The organism is Paenibacillus agaridevorans (assembly GCF_003112455.1).
GTDB lineage: Bacteria > Bacillota > Bacilli > Paenibacillales > Paenibacillaceae > Pristimantibacillus > Pristimantibacillus agaridevorans.
Map to the genome: position 1 here is coordinate 7,304 of NZ_BDQX01000167.1, position 18,121 is coordinate 25,424.

Here is an 18,121-nt window from a genome sequence, read left to right on the forward strand (position 1 = left end):
GTTGATGATATGCGCGCCGGCTTCCAGCGCGGCGCGGGCGGTCGATGCCTTATACGTGTCGATCGACAACGGAATATGCGGCAGTGCAGCGCGCACTGCGGCAATAACCGGCACGACGCGACGAATTTCTTCTTCGGCGCTGACGGTGTCGAAGCCCGGCCTGGTCGATTCGCCGCCGATGTCGAGAATGTCGGCGCCTTGCTCTACCATGCTGCGGGCGTGGGCCACGGCTGCTTCCACATCCATATAACGTCCGCCGTCCGAAAAGGAGTCCGGCGTCGCGTTCAAGATGCCCATGATCAACGTCCGATCTCCCAGCGACAACTGTATGCCGCCGCCCAGGTCGTAGCTCCGCTTACGAAAGATCGGCGCAAAAGCAACATCGCTCGCGCCCGTCAATTGGACATCGTGTCTATCCTCTGTATCTTCTCCCCGCACCTCTCGCGCTCCACCAGTCTGATTCCTGCTGTCCATCACTTATCGTCCTCCCTGCTGCTACAGTTACTCTCCGTACTTCTATCGGCCGAATACACCAGTTATCCATTCATGTCCATTAGCCATTGGGCGAGCGCCAGGATCCGATGTGCTAGCGCTGGGGGTAGGCACTCGCACGATCGGCTTGCCGCGTCTGCCGCTACGTATTCTTACAGTGTTGCCGCTTCCGTGTCGGATCGATACATGTCCAGCAGTTCCAGCGTCAGGGCTCCCGCTTCGCCGATGCCGACCTTGCGCTCCAGACCGTCCCAGTCGCTGAGCCTCGTTACCGGCACCAGCTCCTGAATGGAGTTCGTCAGCCACACTTCCTCCGCCTCAAGCAGTTGCTCCCATGTGTACAAGCCTTCCTCGACCTCATAGCCCGTATCACGCGCCAGTTCTATCACACGCGCTCGAGTCACGCCAGGCAAAATCCCCGTCTCAATGCAAGGCGTATAGATCACGCCCTGACGAAGGAAGAACAGATTGCTCACGATACCTTCCGTCAACCAACCGTCCCGGCTCAGCATCAGCCCCTCCGCGCCAGGGGACGGCAACGAAGCTACATGAACGGTCCGGTCTCGACCACTCACCAAACTCTGCTCGTTGCTCTGCTCTTGGCCTAGTCCGCTCACCGCACTCCGCTCGTTACCCGACTCCTGCACTTGATCCGGACGGTGCCACTTCTGATCGTTACTCGGTCCTTCAGGCTGCTGCACGACCTGTTGCTGTAAATGGAATGACTGCGGCTCCCGCTCCTGCATCAATCCCAGCATCTCCCGCTTGGCGATGATGTTGTTCATATAATGTAGCGACTTGAACCGCACCGTACCTTCGGGGCTGTTCCTCCGCGTACGGAGCAGTCGCAGCTCCCGGCCTCGGCGCAGCGCGTCCGCCCCTGCAGGCGGCAGCGACTTCGCAAGGATCAGCACCGTTGGGGCATTGTAGTCGCCCGCAGGCAAGCCCAGCTCGCCAACACCGGCACTGACGGTCAGCCGAATGTAGCCGTCGGCTAGTCCATTCGCAACGAGCAGCGCCGTTATTTCCCTACGCAGCTCATCCGCCTTCATCGCGAACGGAATACCCAGCTCCATGCAACCGCTGCACAGCCTGTCCAGGTGCCGTTCCAACAAGTACGGCTTCCCGCCATAGGTGCGGAACGTCTCGAACAACCCAAGCCCGTACAAAAAGCCGTGATCATATACCGAGATCACGGCTTCTCCCCCATCTACGATGCTACCGTTCAGCCAGATCTTCATCGTTGCAGCGTTCCGGCCGTATGACGCAGGAAGTTGCGAAGCATCGCGTGGCCGTGATCCGTAATGATGGATTCCGGATGGAACTGCACGCCCTCGATCGCATACTCCTTGTGACGAAGCGCCATAATCTCGCCTTCGGCCGTCTCCGCGCTAATCTCGAGGCAATCCGGCAACGTCTCCCGCTTCACGATGAGCGAGTGGTACCGCGTCGCGGTAAATGGAGACTCCATGCCCTCAAAGAGCGTTCGGCCATCATGATGGATCAAGGATGTCTTGCCGTGCATCAGCTTCTCCGCCCGCACCACTTCGCCGCCGAACGCTTGTCCTATGGATTGATGTCCGAGACAGACGCCGAAAATCGGGATAACCCCCTTAAAGCGTTCGATCAGCGCCAGACTAATGCCCGCCTCGTTCGGAGAGCACGGCCCCGGCGAGATCAGGATATGATCCGGACGAAGCGCCTCGATGCCCGCCAGATCAATCTCGTCATTCCGTTTGACCACAATCTCCTCGCCCAGCTCTCCCAGATACTGCACCAGATTGTACGTAAACGAATCATAGTTGTCGATGACCAAAATCATGTTCGTCTCCCCCTCGTCCTCTTCTCTTCTCATCGTGAATGCGACTGCTTTGCTCTGCTCTACTCCGCCGCGAAACGGCCGCTGTATTCGATTGCTTTCCACAGCGCCTTGGCCTTGCTCAGAGACTCGTAATATTCGCGTTCCGGATCGGAATCGATCACGATGCCCGCTCCGGCTTGAATGTGCACAATCCCGTCCTGCACCGCCATCGTTCTAATAATAATATTAAATTCCATATCTCCGTTATAGTCAATCCATCCCATCGATCCTGTATAAGGACCGCGGCGAACGGGCTCCAGCTCCTCGATGATCTCCATCGTTCGAATTTTCGGCGCTCCAGTGATCGTGCCGCCAGGAAATGTCGCGGCAATGACATCATAAGCATCCTTGCCCTCGGCAAGCTCACCATCGACCTGCGAAACGAGATGCATCACGTGAGAATAACGTTCGACGACCATAAGCTCCTTTACCTTTACCGTGCCGTACCTGGAGATACGTCCAAGATCGTTGCGCTCCAGATCGACGAGCATAATGTGCTCGGCGATCTCCTTCTCGTTCGTGCGCAGCTCCTCCTCGAAACGCAAATCCTCTTCTTCCGTACGCCCTCGGCGCCTGGTGCCTGCGATTGGACGCGTACCGAGCCGGCCGTCCACGAGCTCGACCAGCAGCTCCGGCGAAGCGGATACCAGCTGAAAATCGGGACAACGCAGAAAGCCCATATACGGCGATGGATTAAACAATCGCAGCCATTCGTACAGCTCCTCGGGCGCTGCCTCCACCTTGCGGCTCTGCCGCTGGGACAGATTTACCTGGAACACATCCCCTTGCCCGATGTAATCCTGTATCCGGCGAACGGCATCCTGAAACGCATCCTTCGTAAAAGGGGAGCTCAGCCCTTGCAGCTCTTCGATATTAATGTGGAGCGAATCATTTTCCAGCAGCGCCTTCCGGCGTTCACGCAGAGCCTGCGCGCGACCTGTCGCCTTCTCTTCCTCGAACCAAGTCAGCCAATAATCGGCCATCCCTTCCGTCCGGGACACAGACCGATCGTACACCTCGCGAAGCGCCTCCTCCGAGGTATCGATCTCCACCGGACTATGGACGACGCAATAAACTATGGAACGCTCATGGTCGACAACCCAGAGCTCATTCATCCGCATGAACAAGTAGTCCGGAATATTCGTGTCGTCTGCAGCGACCTCGGGCAGCTTCTCGATGGTGCGAACGATGTCGTAACTCCAGAAGCCCGCGCAGCCGCCCAACCACTTTGGTCCCCGATCCAGACGCGGACCCCGGCTGTCGCCCATCCACTGACGAACGATGTCCAGCGGCTTGCCCTTCCAGTGCTTGCGCTGGGCGGCCTGCTCATCGAGCGACAGAAAGGTCATCGACTCGGCTTCCAGACCTTTTCCCCTAATAACGCCATCGGGATGCGCTCCCAAATAAGTGAAGCTGCCGACCTTGCCGCTCTCCAGTACGAACGCATACGGCGATGCGTCCTGCCACACTTCCTCCCAGGAAGCGATTATATCTCCGCCATGCGGTTGATAAGGCAGCTCCAGTACGCAGGGCAACGTCGTATACTTCCCTTCGGCACGCCACCTAAGCCATTCTTCCCAAGCGGTGACCATCACCTTCGCCCCCCGTCCTTCTTTCTTGTTAGCGCCTAGTATACCGAATCGGCCCGCAAAAGAAAAGCGCCTTCCACTCCGCAGAATGAAAGGCACTTCGGTATATTTCGTTGCGCTGTGTCATGCAAATTCGCCACTCGCCGTCATCGGTCCTTCTCCCTATACCGCCAGGATGCCTCATGATGGGATGCGTGCTGCATGAATCGCGTAGTCTTAGTTCTCGAAGTTGAACAGCGGCGTGCTGAGGTAACGTTCGCCGTTGCTCGGAACGATAGCGACAACGCGCTTGCCTTTACCCAGCTCTTTTGCCACTTTCAGCGCCGCGCTGATAGCCGCTCCGGAGGAGATGCCGCAAAGGATGCCTTCTTCTTTCGCCGCGCGACGAGCGTATTCGAACGCTTCTTCGTTCTCAACAGTAAGAACGCCGTCATAGATCTCGCGGTTCAGAATGTCCGGCACGAAGTTGGCGCCGATGCCTTGAATTTTATGCGGACCGGGGGTGCCGCCGGATAAGATCGGGGAAGCCGCAGGCTCTACCGCATAGATCTTGATGCCTTCGAAGTTCTGCTTAAGCACTTCGCCTGCGCCAGAGATCGTGCCGCCCGTGCCAATACCCGCGATAAACGCGTCAAGCTTGCCGTCGAGGGAGTTGATCGCTTCTACGATCTCAGGTCCCGTCGTCTCGCGGTGAATCTTCACGTTCGCCTGGTTCTTGAATTGTTGCGGCAAGAAGTATGTCGCATTCTCCTTCACCAGCTCTTCTGCCTTGCGAACTGCGCCGTTCATGCCTTCCGATCCTGGCGTCAGCACGAGTTCCGCGCCGTATGCGCGAAGCAGGTTGCGGCGCTCAAGGCTCATCGTCTCAGGCATAACCAAAATAGCCTTGTAGCCCTTAGCTGCCGCTACCATAGCAAGACCGATACCCGTGTTGCCGGATGTCGGCTCGACGATCGTGTCGCCCGGCTTCAATAAGCCTTCTTGCTCCGCTACTTCGATCATGCTGATCGCGATGCGGTCCTTTACGCTTGCTCCCGGGTTCTGGTACTCCAGCTTCACGTATATTTCTGCGCTATCTTCAGGTACGAGGCGGTTCAGACGAACCAGTGGTGTATCGCCGATAAGTTCTGTAATGCTTTGCACAATTCTTGCCATGAGTGAAAAGCCTCCTTAATCCGACTAAAATAGTTGGTATTATACTTATTCCATCTTAACAATCTCATGCTTCCGTTGTCAATAGCTACTTTGCAGGCGTTTTTCAGCCCAGGAACCGCACAGGTACAGACAACCCCTTCATCCCTCGGATGGACGGAAACACTTCATGGTTACTCCAACTTGCTCAAACTCCGCATTCGACGAATGGAGTACATGCATGCTATAACATCAGCTCTGCCGGAAGTTACGTTCCAACACCAACATTACTGTTCCCGCACCGCCGCCAACTCACCCGAGCAGTCACCACTTGTGTATTTCATACTCATCGCACCCTATCCGCCGCTTCTGCACCATTTGTGTATGATTTTTCATACTCGTCGCACCATATTCGCCTCTACTACGCCACTTGTGTATGATTTTTCATACTCATCGCACCATATCCACCGCTACCACACCACTTGTGTACGATTTTTCATACTCATCGCACCATATCCGCCGCTTCTGCACCACTTCTGTATGATTTTTCATACTCGTCTCACCTGAAACGACAAAAAGGCGCAACCGTCCAGCGGCCGCGCCCTTCGCTACTTCATCACAACCGCCTCATGCCGGGCGAGCAGCTCCTGCTCCATCTCGGCCATCGGCTTCGCCCGCTCCAGCGCAAGCTGTTTGCGCACCGAGGCGAGCAAGAGCCCGCCTGTGAGCACCTCCGTCGACTTCGCTCCCATGAGCTGAATGACGGCGAAGCCAGACTCCAGCGCGATGGGGCCGGCCGTCTCCCCGATAGAGAGCAGACCGGCTTCGGCGAGCATCGCGCCGTCGTAGAACGGATCCTCCGCCTCGATAAAACCGAGATCGCCGCCCGTATCGCGCGTAAACTCGTCCATGGAGTACGCCTTCGCCAGCTCTTCGAACGAATCGCCGTCCGTCAGCTTGTCGACAATATCATTGCTCTGCCGCCGCGTCTCCGTAAGAATCCAGCGCAGATGGTACTCCGTCCTGGGCGCAAATCGCTCCGGATGCGCGTCAATATATTGTCGCGCCTCCTCGTCCGTCACCGTCACCGTAGCCGCAGTAATAGCCTCGAGCAGCAGCCTGTAGCGGATATCCTCCATGACCTGCTCCCTGCGAAGTCCCAGCTGCTCCTCCATAACGGTAAAAAACCGCTCCTCGCTCTCGTACCCTTCGGCCGACAATGCCAGTTCGCGGTCTATCTCCTCTTGCGTTACCTTGATGCCCTTCTTGGCCGCTTCCAACCCCATCGCCTCGCGAAGCATCAGCGTCCGAAGCACGGCATCGCCGTATTGCTTGTACAGCTCCTCGGTCAGTTGGCGCCTTGTAATCGGCTTGCCGCCTACCGAGGCGATCGTCTCGTCTCCCGGCAGGACCTCCGGGCCCTCGCCGTCCTCCACGGGGGGAGCAACGTCCGTCCCTCGGCCGAATGCATTCGGCAACATCTTTACCAGCACGGCCCCCGTCAGCGCAATCAAGCAGATCGCTTGCAGAATGACGACTGCCTTCAGCACTTCTCCTCTTTTCATAGTTTTCTGGCCTCCGGTTATTGAACTGGCTTAGGTTTGGCCTGCTCCAACAACTGCTCCAGCTGCGCTTGTCCAAAAGTAAATGCCTCGTTGCAGAAGTGGCAGACGACTTCCGCTTGGCCGTCTTCGTCGATAATGCTCTGAATTTCCTGCTGCCCCAAACTGATCAACGTCTGCTCCACGCGCTCGGCGGTGCATTGGCACTTAAAGGCAAGATCCATCGTGCTATGAATAACGACATCCTCGCCCACTACCCGCTTAAGCAGCCCTTCGGGCGTCTCGCCTTGCGACAGCAGCGTCGTGACCGGCGGCATAACCCCGATCGCTTGTTCCAGACGCGTAATCTCCGCATCGCTTAGACCCGGCAGCAGTTGTACGATGTAGCCGCCCGCATGAAGCACAGAATTGTCGGTATCCACCAGCACGCCCACGCCAACCGCCGAAGGCGTCTGCTCCGATACGGCAAAATAATAGGTGAAGTCCTCCGCGAGCTCGCCCGAAATAATCGGAACACTGCCGCGATACGGCTCCTTAAGCCCCAGATCCTTTGTAATGTGCACATAACCGCTCGTGCCGACCGCGCCTGCCACGTCGAGCTTGCCATGTTCGTTGCTGCCATGATGCGCCTGAGGATTCTCCACATAGCCGCGCACTTCGCCATCCGCATTCGCGTCAACGACAACTTGTCCGATCGGTCCGTCGCCCTTTACTTGAATCGTCAGCTTCTCCTTGCCCTTGAGCATCGCGCCCATCATCGCGCCGACGGATAAAGTCCGGCCCAGCGCGGCCGTAGCCGTCGGGAACGTATCATGTCTGCGGCGAAGCTCTTCCACCAGATTGGTCGTCCGACAGGCGAACACGCGAATTTTGCCGTCCCAGGCCGTTCCGCGCACCAGAATGTCGTTCAATTGCCCTTGCTCCATTGTTATTGCCCCTCCTGATTCCGTTCGTAGATAATGCGAAGACCTTCCAACGTCAGTAGAGGATCCACTTCTTCTATTGTATCCGATTCTGCGGCGATCAGCTCAGCCAATCCGCCCGTCGCGATGACTCTGGGCTTTACGCCGAATTCGGCCTTGATTCTGCCCACAATCCCGTCAACCTGCCCCGCATAGCCAAAAATAATGCCCGCCTGCATCGACGTCACCGGATTGCGTCCAATGACGCTCTTCGGCTTCGCCAGCTCGATGCGCGGCAGCTTCGCGGCGCGCTGATACAGCGCCTCCGTCGAGATCCCGATGCCCGGCACGATCGCGCCGCCGAGGTAATTGCCACCCTCGTCGATGTAGTCGAACGTCGTCGCCGTGCCGAAATCCACCACGATAAGCGGCGTGCCGTACTTCTCGATGCCGGCCACGGAGTTGACGATTCGGTCCGCCCCCACCTCGCGCGGGTTTTCGTACCGAATATTAAGCCCCGTCTTTACGCCGGGACCCACGATAAGCGGCGCCTTGCGCATGTATTTGAGACACAGCTGCTCCAGCATGCGCATAAGCGGCGGAACGACGGAGGAGATAATGACGCCCTCGATCTGATCCGTCTTGATGCCCGCGTAGCCGAACAAATTGTGTATGTTGATGCCATACTCGTCCACGGTGGCAGAGCGGTTGGTGCTGAGACGCCAATGATGAAGCAGCTCCATACCATTATAGACGCCAATAACGATGTTAGTGTTGCCAACGTCGATGACCAAAATCATTGCGAAGAACCGCCCTTCTTCTCGCCCAGGTCCAGACTGATGTCCAGCGCATTGAACGAGTAGGTGAGTCCGCCGACGGAGATGACGTCAACGCCGCATGCGGCGATGCCATGAATCGTATCCAGATTCACGCCGCCGGACGCTTCGACGATAACATGCGGGGAGCGGCTTTTGATCAGCTTGACCGCCTCTGTCATTCGTTCGTTGTCCATGTTGTCCAGCATGATGATGTCCGCGCCGCAAGCCAGAGCCTCCTCGACCTGTGCGATCGACTCCGTCTCCACTTCGATCTTCATCGTATGCGGAATGCGGCTCCGCGAAGCCTGTACGGCTGCCGTGATGCCGCCCGCGCCCTTGATATGGTTGTCCTTAATCATGACGGCGTCGTATAGGCCGAACCGATGGTTGGCTCCGCCTCCTACCCGAACCGCGTATTTCTCCAGCAGACGGTGGCCGGGAGTTGTTTTGCGAGTGTCCACGAGACGTACGGGAAGTCCTTGCAGCTTCTGCACGAAAGCATTCGTCTTGGTGGCGATGCCGGACAGCCGCTGCATCAGGTTCAGCGCCAGGCGTTCCCCCGTCAGCAGGCTGTGCGTGCTGCCTTCCACCTCTATAATAACCGTTCCCTTTGTCACCGAGTCCCCATCCCGGGCAAGCGCGGTAAAGACAAGGGAAGGATCGACGACCTCAAATACAAGCTTCGCCACCGGAATGCCCGCGATGATGCCGCTCTCCTTTACGTGGATCACGGCCTTGGACTGCGAATCGGCCGGTATCGTCGTCTCGGTCGTAATATCGCCGTTGCCGATGTCTTCGGCCAGCCAGCTTCTAATCTGGGTCCGCAGCGCTTCGTCGTACCCGCCCGTCGTCCATTCAAACATGTTCTATTCGCTCCTCGGTTATGCCTTGAGTATGATGTAGGATCGTATGCTTGCGCCATACAAGATCGTCCTTCGCCGGGAAGTCCTCCCTGTAATGCGCGCCGCGGCTCTCCTCGCGCTGCAGCGCCGCTTCCGTCGTGAGAAGCGCGCAGGTCAGCAAGTTGGCGAACTCGTATTGCTCGCGTTCCGTCAACGTAGCCTGGAAGATCGGCAATTGCCGCTTCAGCTCCTCCAGACCTTTGCGCAGGCCGTTTTCATTGCGCCGCAAACCCGCATACCGGACCATGACCTTCTGCAGCTTCAGTCGGCGCTCTACCACAGCTTGCATGGAGACGGAGCTGCGGACAACCTTATTGACGACCTTTGGCTGGACGTCGTTCGGTCCCAGCTCCTCGATACGCTTAATGATGCGGCGCCCGTAGACGATCGCCTCGGAGAGCGAGTTGCTCGCCAGCCGGTTCGCGCCGTGCACGCCCGTCGACGACACTTCGCCACAGGCGAAGAGCCGCTTGATATTCGTCTCGCCGTTAAGATCCGTCTTTACTCCGCCCATCATATAGTGCATCGCAGGAGCGACGGGAATCCAGTCGGACGTCAGATCGAGGCCGTATGTCAAACAGGTTTGGTAGATCGTAGGGAAGCGATGTTTCACCATCTCCGCCGATTCATGCGTGATATCGATATAGACGAAGGTGGAACGCGTCTCCTCCATCTCGCTGACGATCGCCCGGGCGACGACGTCGCGCGGCGCAAGCTCCAGCTGCTCGTGATATTTGTGCATAAAACGCTCGCCCCTGATATTCCGCAGGACGGCTCCCTCGCCGCGAACGGCTTCCGAGATCAGAAACCTTGGCGCGCCGGGATAGCAGAGCGAAGTGGGGTGGAACTGGATAAATTCGGGGTCTCGTATGTAAGCGCCTGCGCGGTAAGCCATAGCTACGCCGTCGCCGGTCGCGACTTCGGGATTCGTCGTGTAGCGGTATAACTGACCCGCGCCGCCGGAGCATAGAATAGTCGCCTTGCCGCGCACGAACAAACGCTCTCCGCTCGGCTTCTGCACGATCGCGCCGCAGCAGACGCCATCCTCCGTCACGAGGTCGATAACGAAATGATCGTCCCATACCTCGATGCCCGGCGTCGACATGGCCGTCTCCGAGAGCGCGCGGACAATCTCATAGCCGGTCGCGTCGCCGTTGGCATGGAGGATGCGGCGCTGGCTGTGAGCGCCTTCCTTGGTCAAGGCGAACTCGCCGTTTTCGAGGTCGAACTGGGTGCCCATTTTGATGAGGCTGCGTACGCCCTTAGGCCCTTCGTGCACCAGCACGTCGACGGCTTCGTCGTCGCATAGGCCGGCTCCGGCGATCAGCGTGTCCTGCCGATGGTAGGCCGGCGAATCGTCCTCGGATATAACGGCCGCGATGCCGCCTTGCGCGTAGCGCGTATTGCTGTCAAGCAATGATTTCTTCGTGATCATCAGCACCGAATGCTGTTCGCTCGAGCGTATAGCGGTAAAAAGACCGGCAATGCCGGCCCCGATGACAATGACATCTTTCTCTACGACCGGCAGCGTATCCAGCTCCACGTCGATGAGGTATCTAGGAATCATGTGTGCTCCTCCTGATTTGGCGTGCATCTAAGCTTCAGGCTTGCTATGTTGCTCTTACGGAGTGCTGCTGCCTAACCTGACCGGACTATCGCGACTGCCCCAATAAGGGAGCAGCGCATGCTACTTCACCAGCAGCATGCGCTCGAGCGACAGACGGGCTTGTTCCGCTACATGAGGGGGCACGTAGATTTGAGGCTGCATCGTCTCCAGACACTTCACGAGCTTCTTCAAATTGTTAACCTTCATGTTCGGGCAGACCAAATATTTGGATGCAAAATGGAATGTCTTGTTGGGGCTGTCCAGACGCAGCTGGTAGCCGGTGCCGTCTTCCGTGCCGACGATAAACTCCTGGCAATCGGACTCGCGGCAATACTTGATGATCGCCGTCGTGCTGCCGACGAAGTCGCCCAGCTCGACAACCTCTGGACGGCACTCCGGATGCACGACGAATTGCGCGTTCGGATACTTCGCCTTCATCTCTTCGACATCCTTGACGGTGAGCATATCGTGCGTGTTGCAGTAACCTTCCCAGATGATCATCTTTTTGTCGGTGTTTTGCTGCACGTAGTGGCCGAGGTTCTTGTCCGGTACCCAGATCACCTCGTCGCCTTCCACCGAATTGACGACCTTGACGGCATTAGCCGACGTACAGCAAATATCCGTCTCCGCCTTGATCTCGGCCGACGAGTTGATGTACGTGACGACCTTCGCATTGGGATGCTGAGCCTTTAGCTTGCGCAGTCCGTCGACGTTAACCATATCCGCCATAGGGCAGCCCGCACGTTCGTCGGGAATGATGACCGTCTTGTTCGGCGCCAAAATCTTTGCGCTCTCGCCCATAAAGTGCACGCCGCAGAATACAATGACGTCCGCGTCCGTCTGGGCAGCCTTCTGCGCCAGCAGGAACGAGTCGCCGCGGAAGTCCGCCACCTCCTGAATTTCGTCGCGTTGATAATAATGAGCAAGAATGATTGCGTTGCGTTCCTTCTTCAATTGCATCAGCTTCTCGCGCAGCTCGCGGTTTTGTTCCGCCTTGCGTTCCAGTGCCAGTGCTTCCACGTTAGATCCTCTCCTCTTATGAGGGATATGGGCTCATCAGCGCTCTTGCATCCGCCCTGCCGCCATGTTCTCGGCATCTGCAGCGAAACTCCTCGTCGCTCGTCCCATTCCGTCCAGTTATATCTTGATGCGGCTGTCCTCGTTCCTTCATGCGGTACTCCACGTCATTTGTCCGAGTCTTCGCCAACTTTGTGAATTGATGCACAAACTACGGGATTCCATTACCTTTAGTGTGACCCAAAAAGCGGTTTATCATTGTAGCCATGCTTACTCTTCATTCCCGACCCGTTGTTTCTCTGTATCCAAATGCATCGGGATTCCGCGCCGACCCCCATCGTTCCAGACAGTAGCAGTTACGGTTGTGTAATTAAGATTTAATTTACACTTGACAGAGGGGTATGTCAATGGAGGAATACGCGTTCTGAGCCGCTTGGGAGCCCAATTATCGCCTTCGCGCAGTATTTAATGGATATTAAGCTTTGATTGCTTCCGATTACTGGCATTCAGGTTGCATTGCTCCTTATGCAAGTCCAAATCAAGCTCCTGCAAATGATCATACGGAAAAAAGCAAAAAGAAGCCAGCCAGCGAGGCGAGCTTCTTTGCGAGCTAGTGCGTTTGCTTCATTCGGGCATTCCAATAACATTAAGCCAGGTTCAACTGCCAGGTAACGCCAAAACGATCCTTGACCCAAGCAAATTTCTTGCTAAAGCCATACTCCCCTAGCGGCATAAGCGCACTTCCGCCATCAAGCAGCTTGCCGCACAGCGTTTCGATCTCCTCTTCCGATTCGCAGTGGACATAAAGAGAGATGGCCGGCGTAAACGTGAATCCGTGCTTAACATGGCTGTCGATGCACATATAAGTTTGACCCTTCAGCGCAAACGAAGCATGTATGATCGATCCTTCGCGGCCCGGGCCTTCCGGACCGTACTTGGTCATGCTCAGCACCTCGGAATCCTCGAACAAAGATATGTAGAAGTTCATCGCTTCCTCTGCTTGTCCCTCGAACATCAAGAACGTATTAATTTTCTGCATGTTGCACCTCTCCTCTTTATGATTAAGTACTTGTATGCGTTTTTCCAGCTCGAAGACTAACCTTCGTTCTCCTGAGCCATTAGAAGCTGCTGCAATCCTACGAACATCAGGTTCCAGCCATGCTGCGAACCATCGTGATATTCCTGCATCGCCCTTGCAATCTCGGCCTCTCTCCAGCCTTCCTCATGCGGAACGCGGATGACTTGGGTAAATACCATCTCGCAGCCTTTGCCGAGCGGCTTGATCTTCACCGTCAATGTGTCCACCGAATCGTTGAACTGCGGCATGCGAAACGTAAGCACCAGCTTGTGCGGAGGATCCACCTCCAAGTACTCGCCAATCGCCCTGTACTCAACGCCATCCCGGACATCGACGATTTCCCACGTGCCTCCCACGCGAGGGTCGCATGTCGCCACCTTGTTTGTCGCTTCCATAGTCATCAGCCATTTGCGCATCATCTGCGGGTTGATCCAGGCATCGAATAACCGCTCCGGCTTGACGTCAAACTGGCGAACCATCGTCAACGTCGTATAAGATGCGTGATCCTCCTTTGTTTCGTGCATGATCCCAATTCCCTCCCCTCTATCTGTAGGTCGACTTAATGTTCCTCGCCCTTCGCCTTGTTGAGCTCCATCTCCAGTGTGTCGAACTGCGCACTCCAAAACCTCTCGTAGAACTGCAAATACCGCGTCGCCCGCGCCAGCACCCTGGAATCCAGCTTGCAGGTATGCGTGCGTCCATGCACCGTCCGCTGCAGTAGACCTGCTTGCTCCAAAACCTTGATATGCTTGGACGCCGCGGCCAGCGACATGTCGAACGGAGCAGCAAGCTCCGTCACCGTGCGTTCCTCTTGCGCCAGCATACGCACCATACCTCTGCGTGTCGGGTCGGACAGCGCATGAAACACTTGATCCAACTGTTCTTCGTTTATCGGATATTCAACCATGTAGTTAAGTATACTTCCTTCGCCTATTTTAGTCAACCATTTGGTTGAATATAAGAGTCGCACCCTGAACGGCACTCTTGCGGCAGCTTCTTCTTAGTTCTTCGCAGCATGCACAGCCTTCAAAATAGAAAAAACCAGACCAAGGGTCAGCTCAGGTCCGGTATGTTTCAAGAAGTCATCGCCTCGCCGGATCATAAGGCTGTCCAAGCGCCGACGGGGCGCTGGAACGGCCGACCGCGGCAGCGAGCACGATCAAGGTGAGGACATACGGCAGCATGTAGAACACTTCCGTTGGGATGTTCTTCGACCAGTCGAACAGCTGGGCGAAGTTCCGGATCGCTTGCGCGAAGCCGAAGAAGACGGCCGCTCCGGCAAGTCCGAGCGGATTCCACTTGCCGAAGATGAGCGCCGCGAGCGCAATGAAGCCTTGGCCGGAGATCGTGTTGTACGCGAAGCTGCTCGTGGTCGTCAGCGTAATCGTTGCGCCCCCGAGTCCGGCCAGCGCGCCGCTCAGCATAACGCCAATGTAGCGATACCTGGATACGTTGATGCCGACCGTGTCAGCGGAGCTGGGATGCTCCCCTACAGCGCGCAGGCGCAGTCCGAACGGCGTCTTAAAGAGTAAGAAATAGCTGACGGCGACCAGTATGGCCACGATATAGGTCGTCGGGTACGCATGGAAAAACCCTTCCCCGAGGATCGGGATGTCTGACAACAAGGGAATCGACACCTTGGAAAATACGTCGTATAGCTGGGGCGTCTGCACCGATCCATCATACAGACTGCGCGTAAAGTAGATCGCTACGCCAAGAGCCAGGATGTTAATGACGACGCCGACGACCGTCTGATCCGACTTAAATGTAATAGTTGCCACCGCGTGCAGAAGCGAAAACAACACGCCGTAGACAACGGCGGCGATCAATCCGATCCAAGGCGAACCGCTTCCGAAGCCCGCCTCCGATGCCGAATACGTCGCAACCGCGGCGGCGAACGCGCCGGATACCATCAAGCCCTCCAGGCCGATGTTGACAACGCCGGAACGCTCCGAGAACATGCCTCCCAAGGCAGCGAAGATAAGCGCGGTAGAGAAAACCAGCGTCGTATTGATAAGTTGACCCCATACCTCCATGTCAAGCCGCCTCCTTCCGCTTGTCCGCCGAGCGCTTCTGCATAAACGGCTTCAGCATATATTTTACGATGCCATGAGCGGCTACAAAGAAAATAACGGAACCGATTACGATACGGACGATCTCCGAAGGAACGCCGGCGCCAAAGCTCATGCCGGAAGATCCGTAGCTGAGTCCGCCGAACAGAATGGATGCGAGCAGCACGCCGACTGGCGTATTGCCGCCGAGCAACGCAACCGCGATGCCGTCGAAGCCGTATCCCGGGGATGCTGCCATAATGGTTTGATTTCCGAATACGCCGAGCACCTCGAATACCCCGCCCAGACCTGCGAACACGCCGCTGATCATCATCGATTTGACGATCGTCCGGTTGACGTTCATCCCCGCATACAGCGCCGCGTCGGGATTATGGCCAACCGCGCGCAGCTCGTAGCCTTGTTTCGTACGCCAGAGCAGCAGATAGAACACCCCTACGCCAAGCAAGGCGATCAAGGTGCCCCAGTGCATTCTGGCCCTGTCCATCAGCTCGATCAGCCAGTCGATATGCATAAGCGCGGAGGCATGGATCGGCCTCGATTTCTGTTGACCCGGCTCCAGCAAAAATGCAGCAACGATGTAATTGGCAAGGTACAGCGCCGTCCAATTCAACATGATGGACGAGATGACCTCGTTAACGCCCCTCGTCGCCTTAAGGAAGCCGACAATACCGGCCCATAATCCCCCGAACAAGGCTCCCGTCACAATGGCGAGCGGTCCATGAATGTACCACGGCAAATCCAGGAGCACCCCGATCAACGTCGCACCTGTCATTCCCATAACGAATTGACCCTCTACCCCGATATTGAACAGTCCTGTCCGAAAGGCAAAAGCTACCGCGATGCCAGTAAAGATAAGCGGCGTGATGGCCCGAATCGCCTCGCCCATATGGTAGGGGCTGCCGAACAATCTTTCGAAGAGGGAGGTATAAGCCAAAATGGGATTGTACCCGCCGGCCAGCATCGCGATCGCTCCAATAATCAGACCCAGTACAATGGAGACCAGCGGGACGAGAAGCGAGGATTTGTTGAATATTTTTTTGGTCGTGTCCATATCCCGCTAGCTCCCCCTTTGTCCCGGAATCCCGGCTGTATCCGTGTTGCCCGACATAAGCAGACCGAGCTCTTCGTCGTTGCGGTTGTCTGCATCCACCTCTCCGACCAGCTTCCCTTCGTACATGACCGCGATTCGGTCAGACAACGCGTACAGCTCATCCAGCTCGAAGGAGACGAGCAGGATGGCCTTGCCGCCATTTCGGGCCTCCACGAGCCGATTATGTACGAATTCGATCGCGCCGATGTCGAGACCGCGCGTCGGCTGTACCGCGATGATCAGGTCGGGGTCCTTGTGCAGCTCCCGCCCGATAATAGCCTTCTGCTGATTGCCGCCGGACAACGCTCTTGCATCCGTATGGATGCCTGACAGCCGAACGTCGTATTCGCCCACGAGATCCGCCGCAAGCTTGTCCATCGCCTTAAAGTCCACGAAACCATAACGGCCGTATTCCGGCTGAAAGTACGTGTTCAGAATCATGTTTTCGCTAACAGAGAAGTCCAGCACCAGCCCATGCTTATGGCGATCCTCCGGGATATGGCCGACGCCCGCCGTGGAGATGTCGCGCGGCGACTTGTTCGTCAGATCCGAGCCGTTAAGAAACACATTGCCTTCTTGTACCTTGCGCATGCCGGTAATGGCATAGATCAGTTCGCTCTGACCGTTGCCGTCTACCCCTGCGATGCCAAAAATTTCGCCCGCTCGCACCTGCAACGTTGTACCGTCCAGCGCCGGCTTGCCTTGATCGCCCTTCATCCGAAGATTCCGAATGTCCAGCACCACCTCGCCAGGCTTCGCCTGCGACTTCTCGACCTCGAACGACACGTCGCGGCCGACCATCAGCTCCGCCAGCTGCCGTTCGTTCGTGCCGCTTGTCGGCAGCGTGCGGACGACTTTGCCGCGGCGGATGACCGTCACGGTGTTCGCGAGCGCCATCACTTCCTTGAGCTTGTGCGTGATGATGATGATGGACTTGCCTTCCGCGGCCAGATTCCGAATAATTTGGATTAGCTCCTCGATCTCTTGCACGGTAAGCACGGCCGTCGGTTCGTCAAAGATGACGATTTCCGCGCCGCGATACAATGTTTTCAGAATCTCTACCCGTTGCTGCATGCCTACCGTAATATTTTGAATCCGCACTTGCGGATCTACCTTCAATCCATAACGCCCGGAGATCTCTCGTACCCTCTGATTCGCGAGCTTGTAGTCGATCTTCAAGCCTTTCTTAGGTTCATCGCCGAGAACGATATTCTCCGCTACCGTAAACGGTTGTACCAGTTTGAAATGCTGATGCACCATGCCAATGCCCAGCTCGATCGCCTTGGAGGCACCGTCAATGACGGTTCGCTCGCCGTTAATCCAGATTTCCCCTTCGTCCGGCTGATATAGGCCGAACAGAATATTCATCAGCGTCGACTTGCCGGCGCCATTCTCCCCAAGCAAGGCATGGATCTCGCCTTTCTTCAGCTCCAAGTCGATGGAATCGTTTGCCACCAGTCCGGGAAATCGTTTTGTAATTCCCTTTAACTGTACGACTGCCCCGCTCTGACCCATTCCTAATCACTCCCGGGATCCACAAATAATGTCTGCATGCCTGGTATTCCAGTCAAGAGATAAGAAAAACATCTTCCTATACGGGGCGATCATCATTCTTCCTGGATAAGAGGAAAAGCTCCCTCTAATTGCCCCATTCTCGCCATTTTCCAGGTTTTAGAGGGATTTCCTCCCTCTAATTTCGATCGAATCCCTACATTGAGCAAAACCCACAAGATTAGTGGGCACTTTTCCCTTTAAGACAAGCAGAAAGCTCGATTCTTTAAGATTAGGGGGAACTTTTCCCGTTACTTCCGATTAGGCCATACGATTGGTTGGCTTCCTCTTCCCCCATGCCCCAAGAAACCATTCTTTCCTGTATTTCCCGACAATCACGAAAGTGAAAAACTTTTTGAACAGCACTTTAAGCAAACGGCACAAGCCCGGCTCTTGCCGGTCTCGCTGCTTCGACAAACGAACTATACGGTTCTTGCTAGCGCAGCAGGC

General features: G+C 56.3%; 18 protein-coding genes. All 18 read right to left on the reverse strand.

The features are described from left to right. A partial coding sequence (locus PAT3040_RS38675) for a dihydropteroate synthase (protein ID WP_258234987.1) occupies window positions 1-474 on the reverse strand: 474 nt, incomplete at its 3' end. A 170-nt stretch (window positions 475-644) separates the two neighbouring features. Then, window positions 645-1,733 carry an aminotransferase class IV gene (locus tag PAT3040_RS15145; RefSeq protein WP_108993398.1) on the reverse strand — a complete coding sequence of 363 codons (1,089 nt, stop codon included), beginning with the start codon at window positions 1,731-1,733 and terminating at the stop codon, window positions 645-647. Further along, entirely contained in the window at window positions 1,730-2,314 is a 585-nt protein-coding gene (gene pabA, locus PAT3040_RS15150; RefSeq protein WP_087571610.1) for an aminodeoxychorismate/anthranilate synthase component II, read from the reverse strand. Before pabA ends, PAT3040_RS15145 begins: the two co-directional genes overlap by 4 nt. Before the next feature lie 59 nt (window positions 2,315-2,373). Continuing rightward, complete coding sequence (locus PAT3040_RS15155; RefSeq protein WP_108993399.1) at window positions 2,374-3,945, reverse strand: anthranilate synthase component I family protein; 1,572 nt, start codon at window positions 3,943-3,945, stop codon at window positions 2,374-2,376. Window positions 3,946-4,158: 213 nt separating this feature from the next. After that, window positions 4,159-5,097, reverse strand: a complete 939-nt coding sequence (gene cysK / locus PAT3040_RS15160) for a cysteine synthase A (protein ID WP_087571608.1) — start codon at window positions 5,095-5,097, stop codon at window positions 4,159-4,161. Between the two features lie 584 nt (window positions 5,098-5,681). Continuing rightward, entirely contained in the window at window positions 5,682-6,638 is a 957-nt protein-coding gene (locus tag PAT3040_RS15165) for a peptidylprolyl isomerase (protein ID WP_108993400.1), read from the reverse strand. A 17-nt stretch (window positions 6,639-6,655) separates the two neighbouring features. Next, window positions 6,656-7,561, reverse strand: coding sequence for an Hsp33 family molecular chaperone HslO (gene hslO / locus PAT3040_RS15170; RefSeq protein WP_108993401.1), 906 nt, complete (start codon window positions 7,559-7,561; stop codon window positions 6,656-6,658). A gap of 2 nt (window positions 7,562-7,563) precedes the next feature. Further along, window positions 7,564-8,337, reverse strand: a complete 774-nt coding sequence (locus tag PAT3040_RS15175) for a type III pantothenate kinase (RefSeq protein WP_108993402.1) — start codon at window positions 8,335-8,337, stop codon at window positions 7,564-7,566. Continuing rightward, entirely contained in the window at window positions 8,334-9,218 is an 885-nt protein-coding gene (gene nadC / locus PAT3040_RS15180) for a carboxylating nicotinate-nucleotide diphosphorylase (RefSeq protein WP_108993403.1), read from the reverse strand. Before nadC ends, PAT3040_RS15175 begins: the two co-directional genes overlap by 4 nt. Further along, window positions 9,211-10,824 (reverse strand): L-aspartate oxidase, encoded by a 1,614-nt coding sequence (nadB, locus tag PAT3040_RS15185; RefSeq protein WP_087571603.1) that lies wholly within the window; start codon window positions 10,822-10,824, stop codon window positions 9,211-9,213. Before nadB ends, nadC begins: the two co-directional genes overlap by 8 nt. Before the next feature lie 120 nt (window positions 10,825-10,944). After that, window positions 10,945-11,883 (reverse strand): quinolinate synthase NadA, encoded by a 939-nt coding sequence (nadA, locus tag PAT3040_RS15190; RefSeq protein WP_087571602.1) that lies wholly within the window; start codon window positions 11,881-11,883, stop codon window positions 10,945-10,947. Between the two features lie 643 nt (window positions 11,884-12,526). Next, window positions 12,527-12,919 (reverse strand): VOC family protein, encoded by a 393-nt coding sequence (locus PAT3040_RS15195; RefSeq protein WP_087571601.1) that lies wholly within the window; start codon window positions 12,917-12,919, stop codon window positions 12,527-12,529. Window positions 12,920-12,975: 56 nt separating this feature from the next. Continuing rightward, window positions 12,976-13,482 carry an SRPBCC family protein gene (locus PAT3040_RS15200; protein ID WP_087571600.1) on the reverse strand — a complete coding sequence of 169 codons (507 nt, stop codon included), beginning with the start codon at window positions 13,480-13,482 and terminating at the stop codon, window positions 12,976-12,978. Window positions 13,483-13,517: 35 nt separating this feature from the next. Continuing rightward, entirely contained in the window at window positions 13,518-13,865 is a 348-nt protein-coding gene (locus tag PAT3040_RS15205) for an ArsR/SmtB family transcription factor (protein WP_108993404.1), read from the reverse strand. 175 nt (window positions 13,866-14,040) lie between these two features. Beyond that, window positions 14,041-14,994 carry an ABC transporter permease gene (locus tag PAT3040_RS15210; protein WP_108993405.1) on the reverse strand — a complete coding sequence of 318 codons (954 nt, stop codon included), beginning with the start codon at window positions 14,992-14,994 and terminating at the stop codon, window positions 14,041-14,043. 1 nt (window position 14,995) lies between these two features. After that, complete coding sequence (locus PAT3040_RS15215) at window positions 14,996-16,081, reverse strand: ABC transporter permease (protein ID WP_108993406.1); 1,086 nt, start codon at window positions 16,079-16,081, stop codon at window positions 14,996-14,998. A 6-nt stretch (window positions 16,082-16,087) separates the two neighbouring features. Next, on the reverse strand, window positions 16,088-17,635 hold the full coding sequence (locus PAT3040_RS15220) for an ABC transporter ATP-binding protein (protein ID WP_108993407.1): 1,548 nt from the start codon (window positions 17,633-17,635) through the stop codon (window positions 16,088-16,090). 297 nt (window positions 17,636-17,932) lie between these two features. Then, window positions 17,933-18,121 (reverse strand): hypothetical protein (locus tag PAT3040_RS38050; RefSeq protein ID WP_219930290.1); only part of this gene is annotated, 189 nt, incomplete at its 5' end.

Coding starts and splice junctions, on each gene's coding strand:
- pabA (WP_087571610.1), bottom strand. CDS start 2,314: ATGATTTTGGTCATCGACAACTATGATTCGTTTACGTACAATCTGGTG.
- PAT3040_RS15175 (WP_108993402.1), bottom strand. CDS start 8,337: ATGATTTTGGTCATCGACGTTGGCAACACTAACATCGTTATTGGCGTC.
- PAT3040_RS15155 (WP_108993399.1), bottom strand. CDS start 3,945: ATGGTCACCGCTTGGGAAGAATGGCTTAGGTGGCGTGCCGAAGGGAAG.
- PAT3040_RS15195 (WP_087571601.1), bottom strand. CDS start 12,919: ATGCAGAAAATTAATACGTTCTTGATGTTCGAGGGACAAGCAGAGGAA.
- PAT3040_RS15145 (WP_108993398.1), bottom strand. CDS start 1,733: ATGAAGATCTGGCTGAACGGTAGCATCGTAGATGGGGGAGAAGCCGTG.
- cysK (WP_087571608.1), bottom strand. CDS start 5,097: ATGGCAAGAATTGTGCAAAGCATTACAGAACTTATCGGCGATACACCA.
- PAT3040_RS15210 (WP_108993405.1), bottom strand. CDS start 14,994: ATGGAGGTATGGGGTCAACTTATCAATACGACGCTGGTTTTCTCTACC.
- nadC (WP_108993403.1), bottom strand. CDS start 9,218: ATGTTTGAATGGACGACGGGCGGGTACGACGAAGCGCTGCGGACCCAG.
- PAT3040_RS15215 (WP_108993406.1), bottom strand. CDS start 16,081: ATGGACACGACCAAAAAAATATTCAACAAATCCTCGCTTCTCGTCCCG.
- PAT3040_RS15165 (WP_108993400.1), bottom strand. CDS start 6,638: ATGAAAAGAGGAGAAGTGCTGAAGGCAGTCGTCATTCTGCAAGCGATC.
- PAT3040_RS15205 (WP_108993404.1), bottom strand. CDS start 13,865: ATGGTTGAATATCCGATAAACGAAGAACAGTTGGATCAAGTGTTTCAT.
- nadB (WP_087571603.1), bottom strand. CDS start 10,824: ATGATTCCTAGATACCTCATCGACGTGGAGCTGGATACGCTGCCGGTC.
- hslO (WP_108993401.1), bottom strand. CDS start 7,561: ATGGAGCAAGGGCAATTGAACGACATTCTGGTGCGCGGAACGGCCTGG.
- PAT3040_RS15200 (WP_087571600.1), bottom strand. CDS start 13,482: ATGCACGAAACAAAGGAGGATCACGCATCTTATACGACGTTGACGATG.
- PAT3040_RS15220 (WP_108993407.1), bottom strand. CDS start 17,635: ATGGGTCAGAGCGGGGCAGTCGTACAGTTAAAGGGAATTACAAAACGA.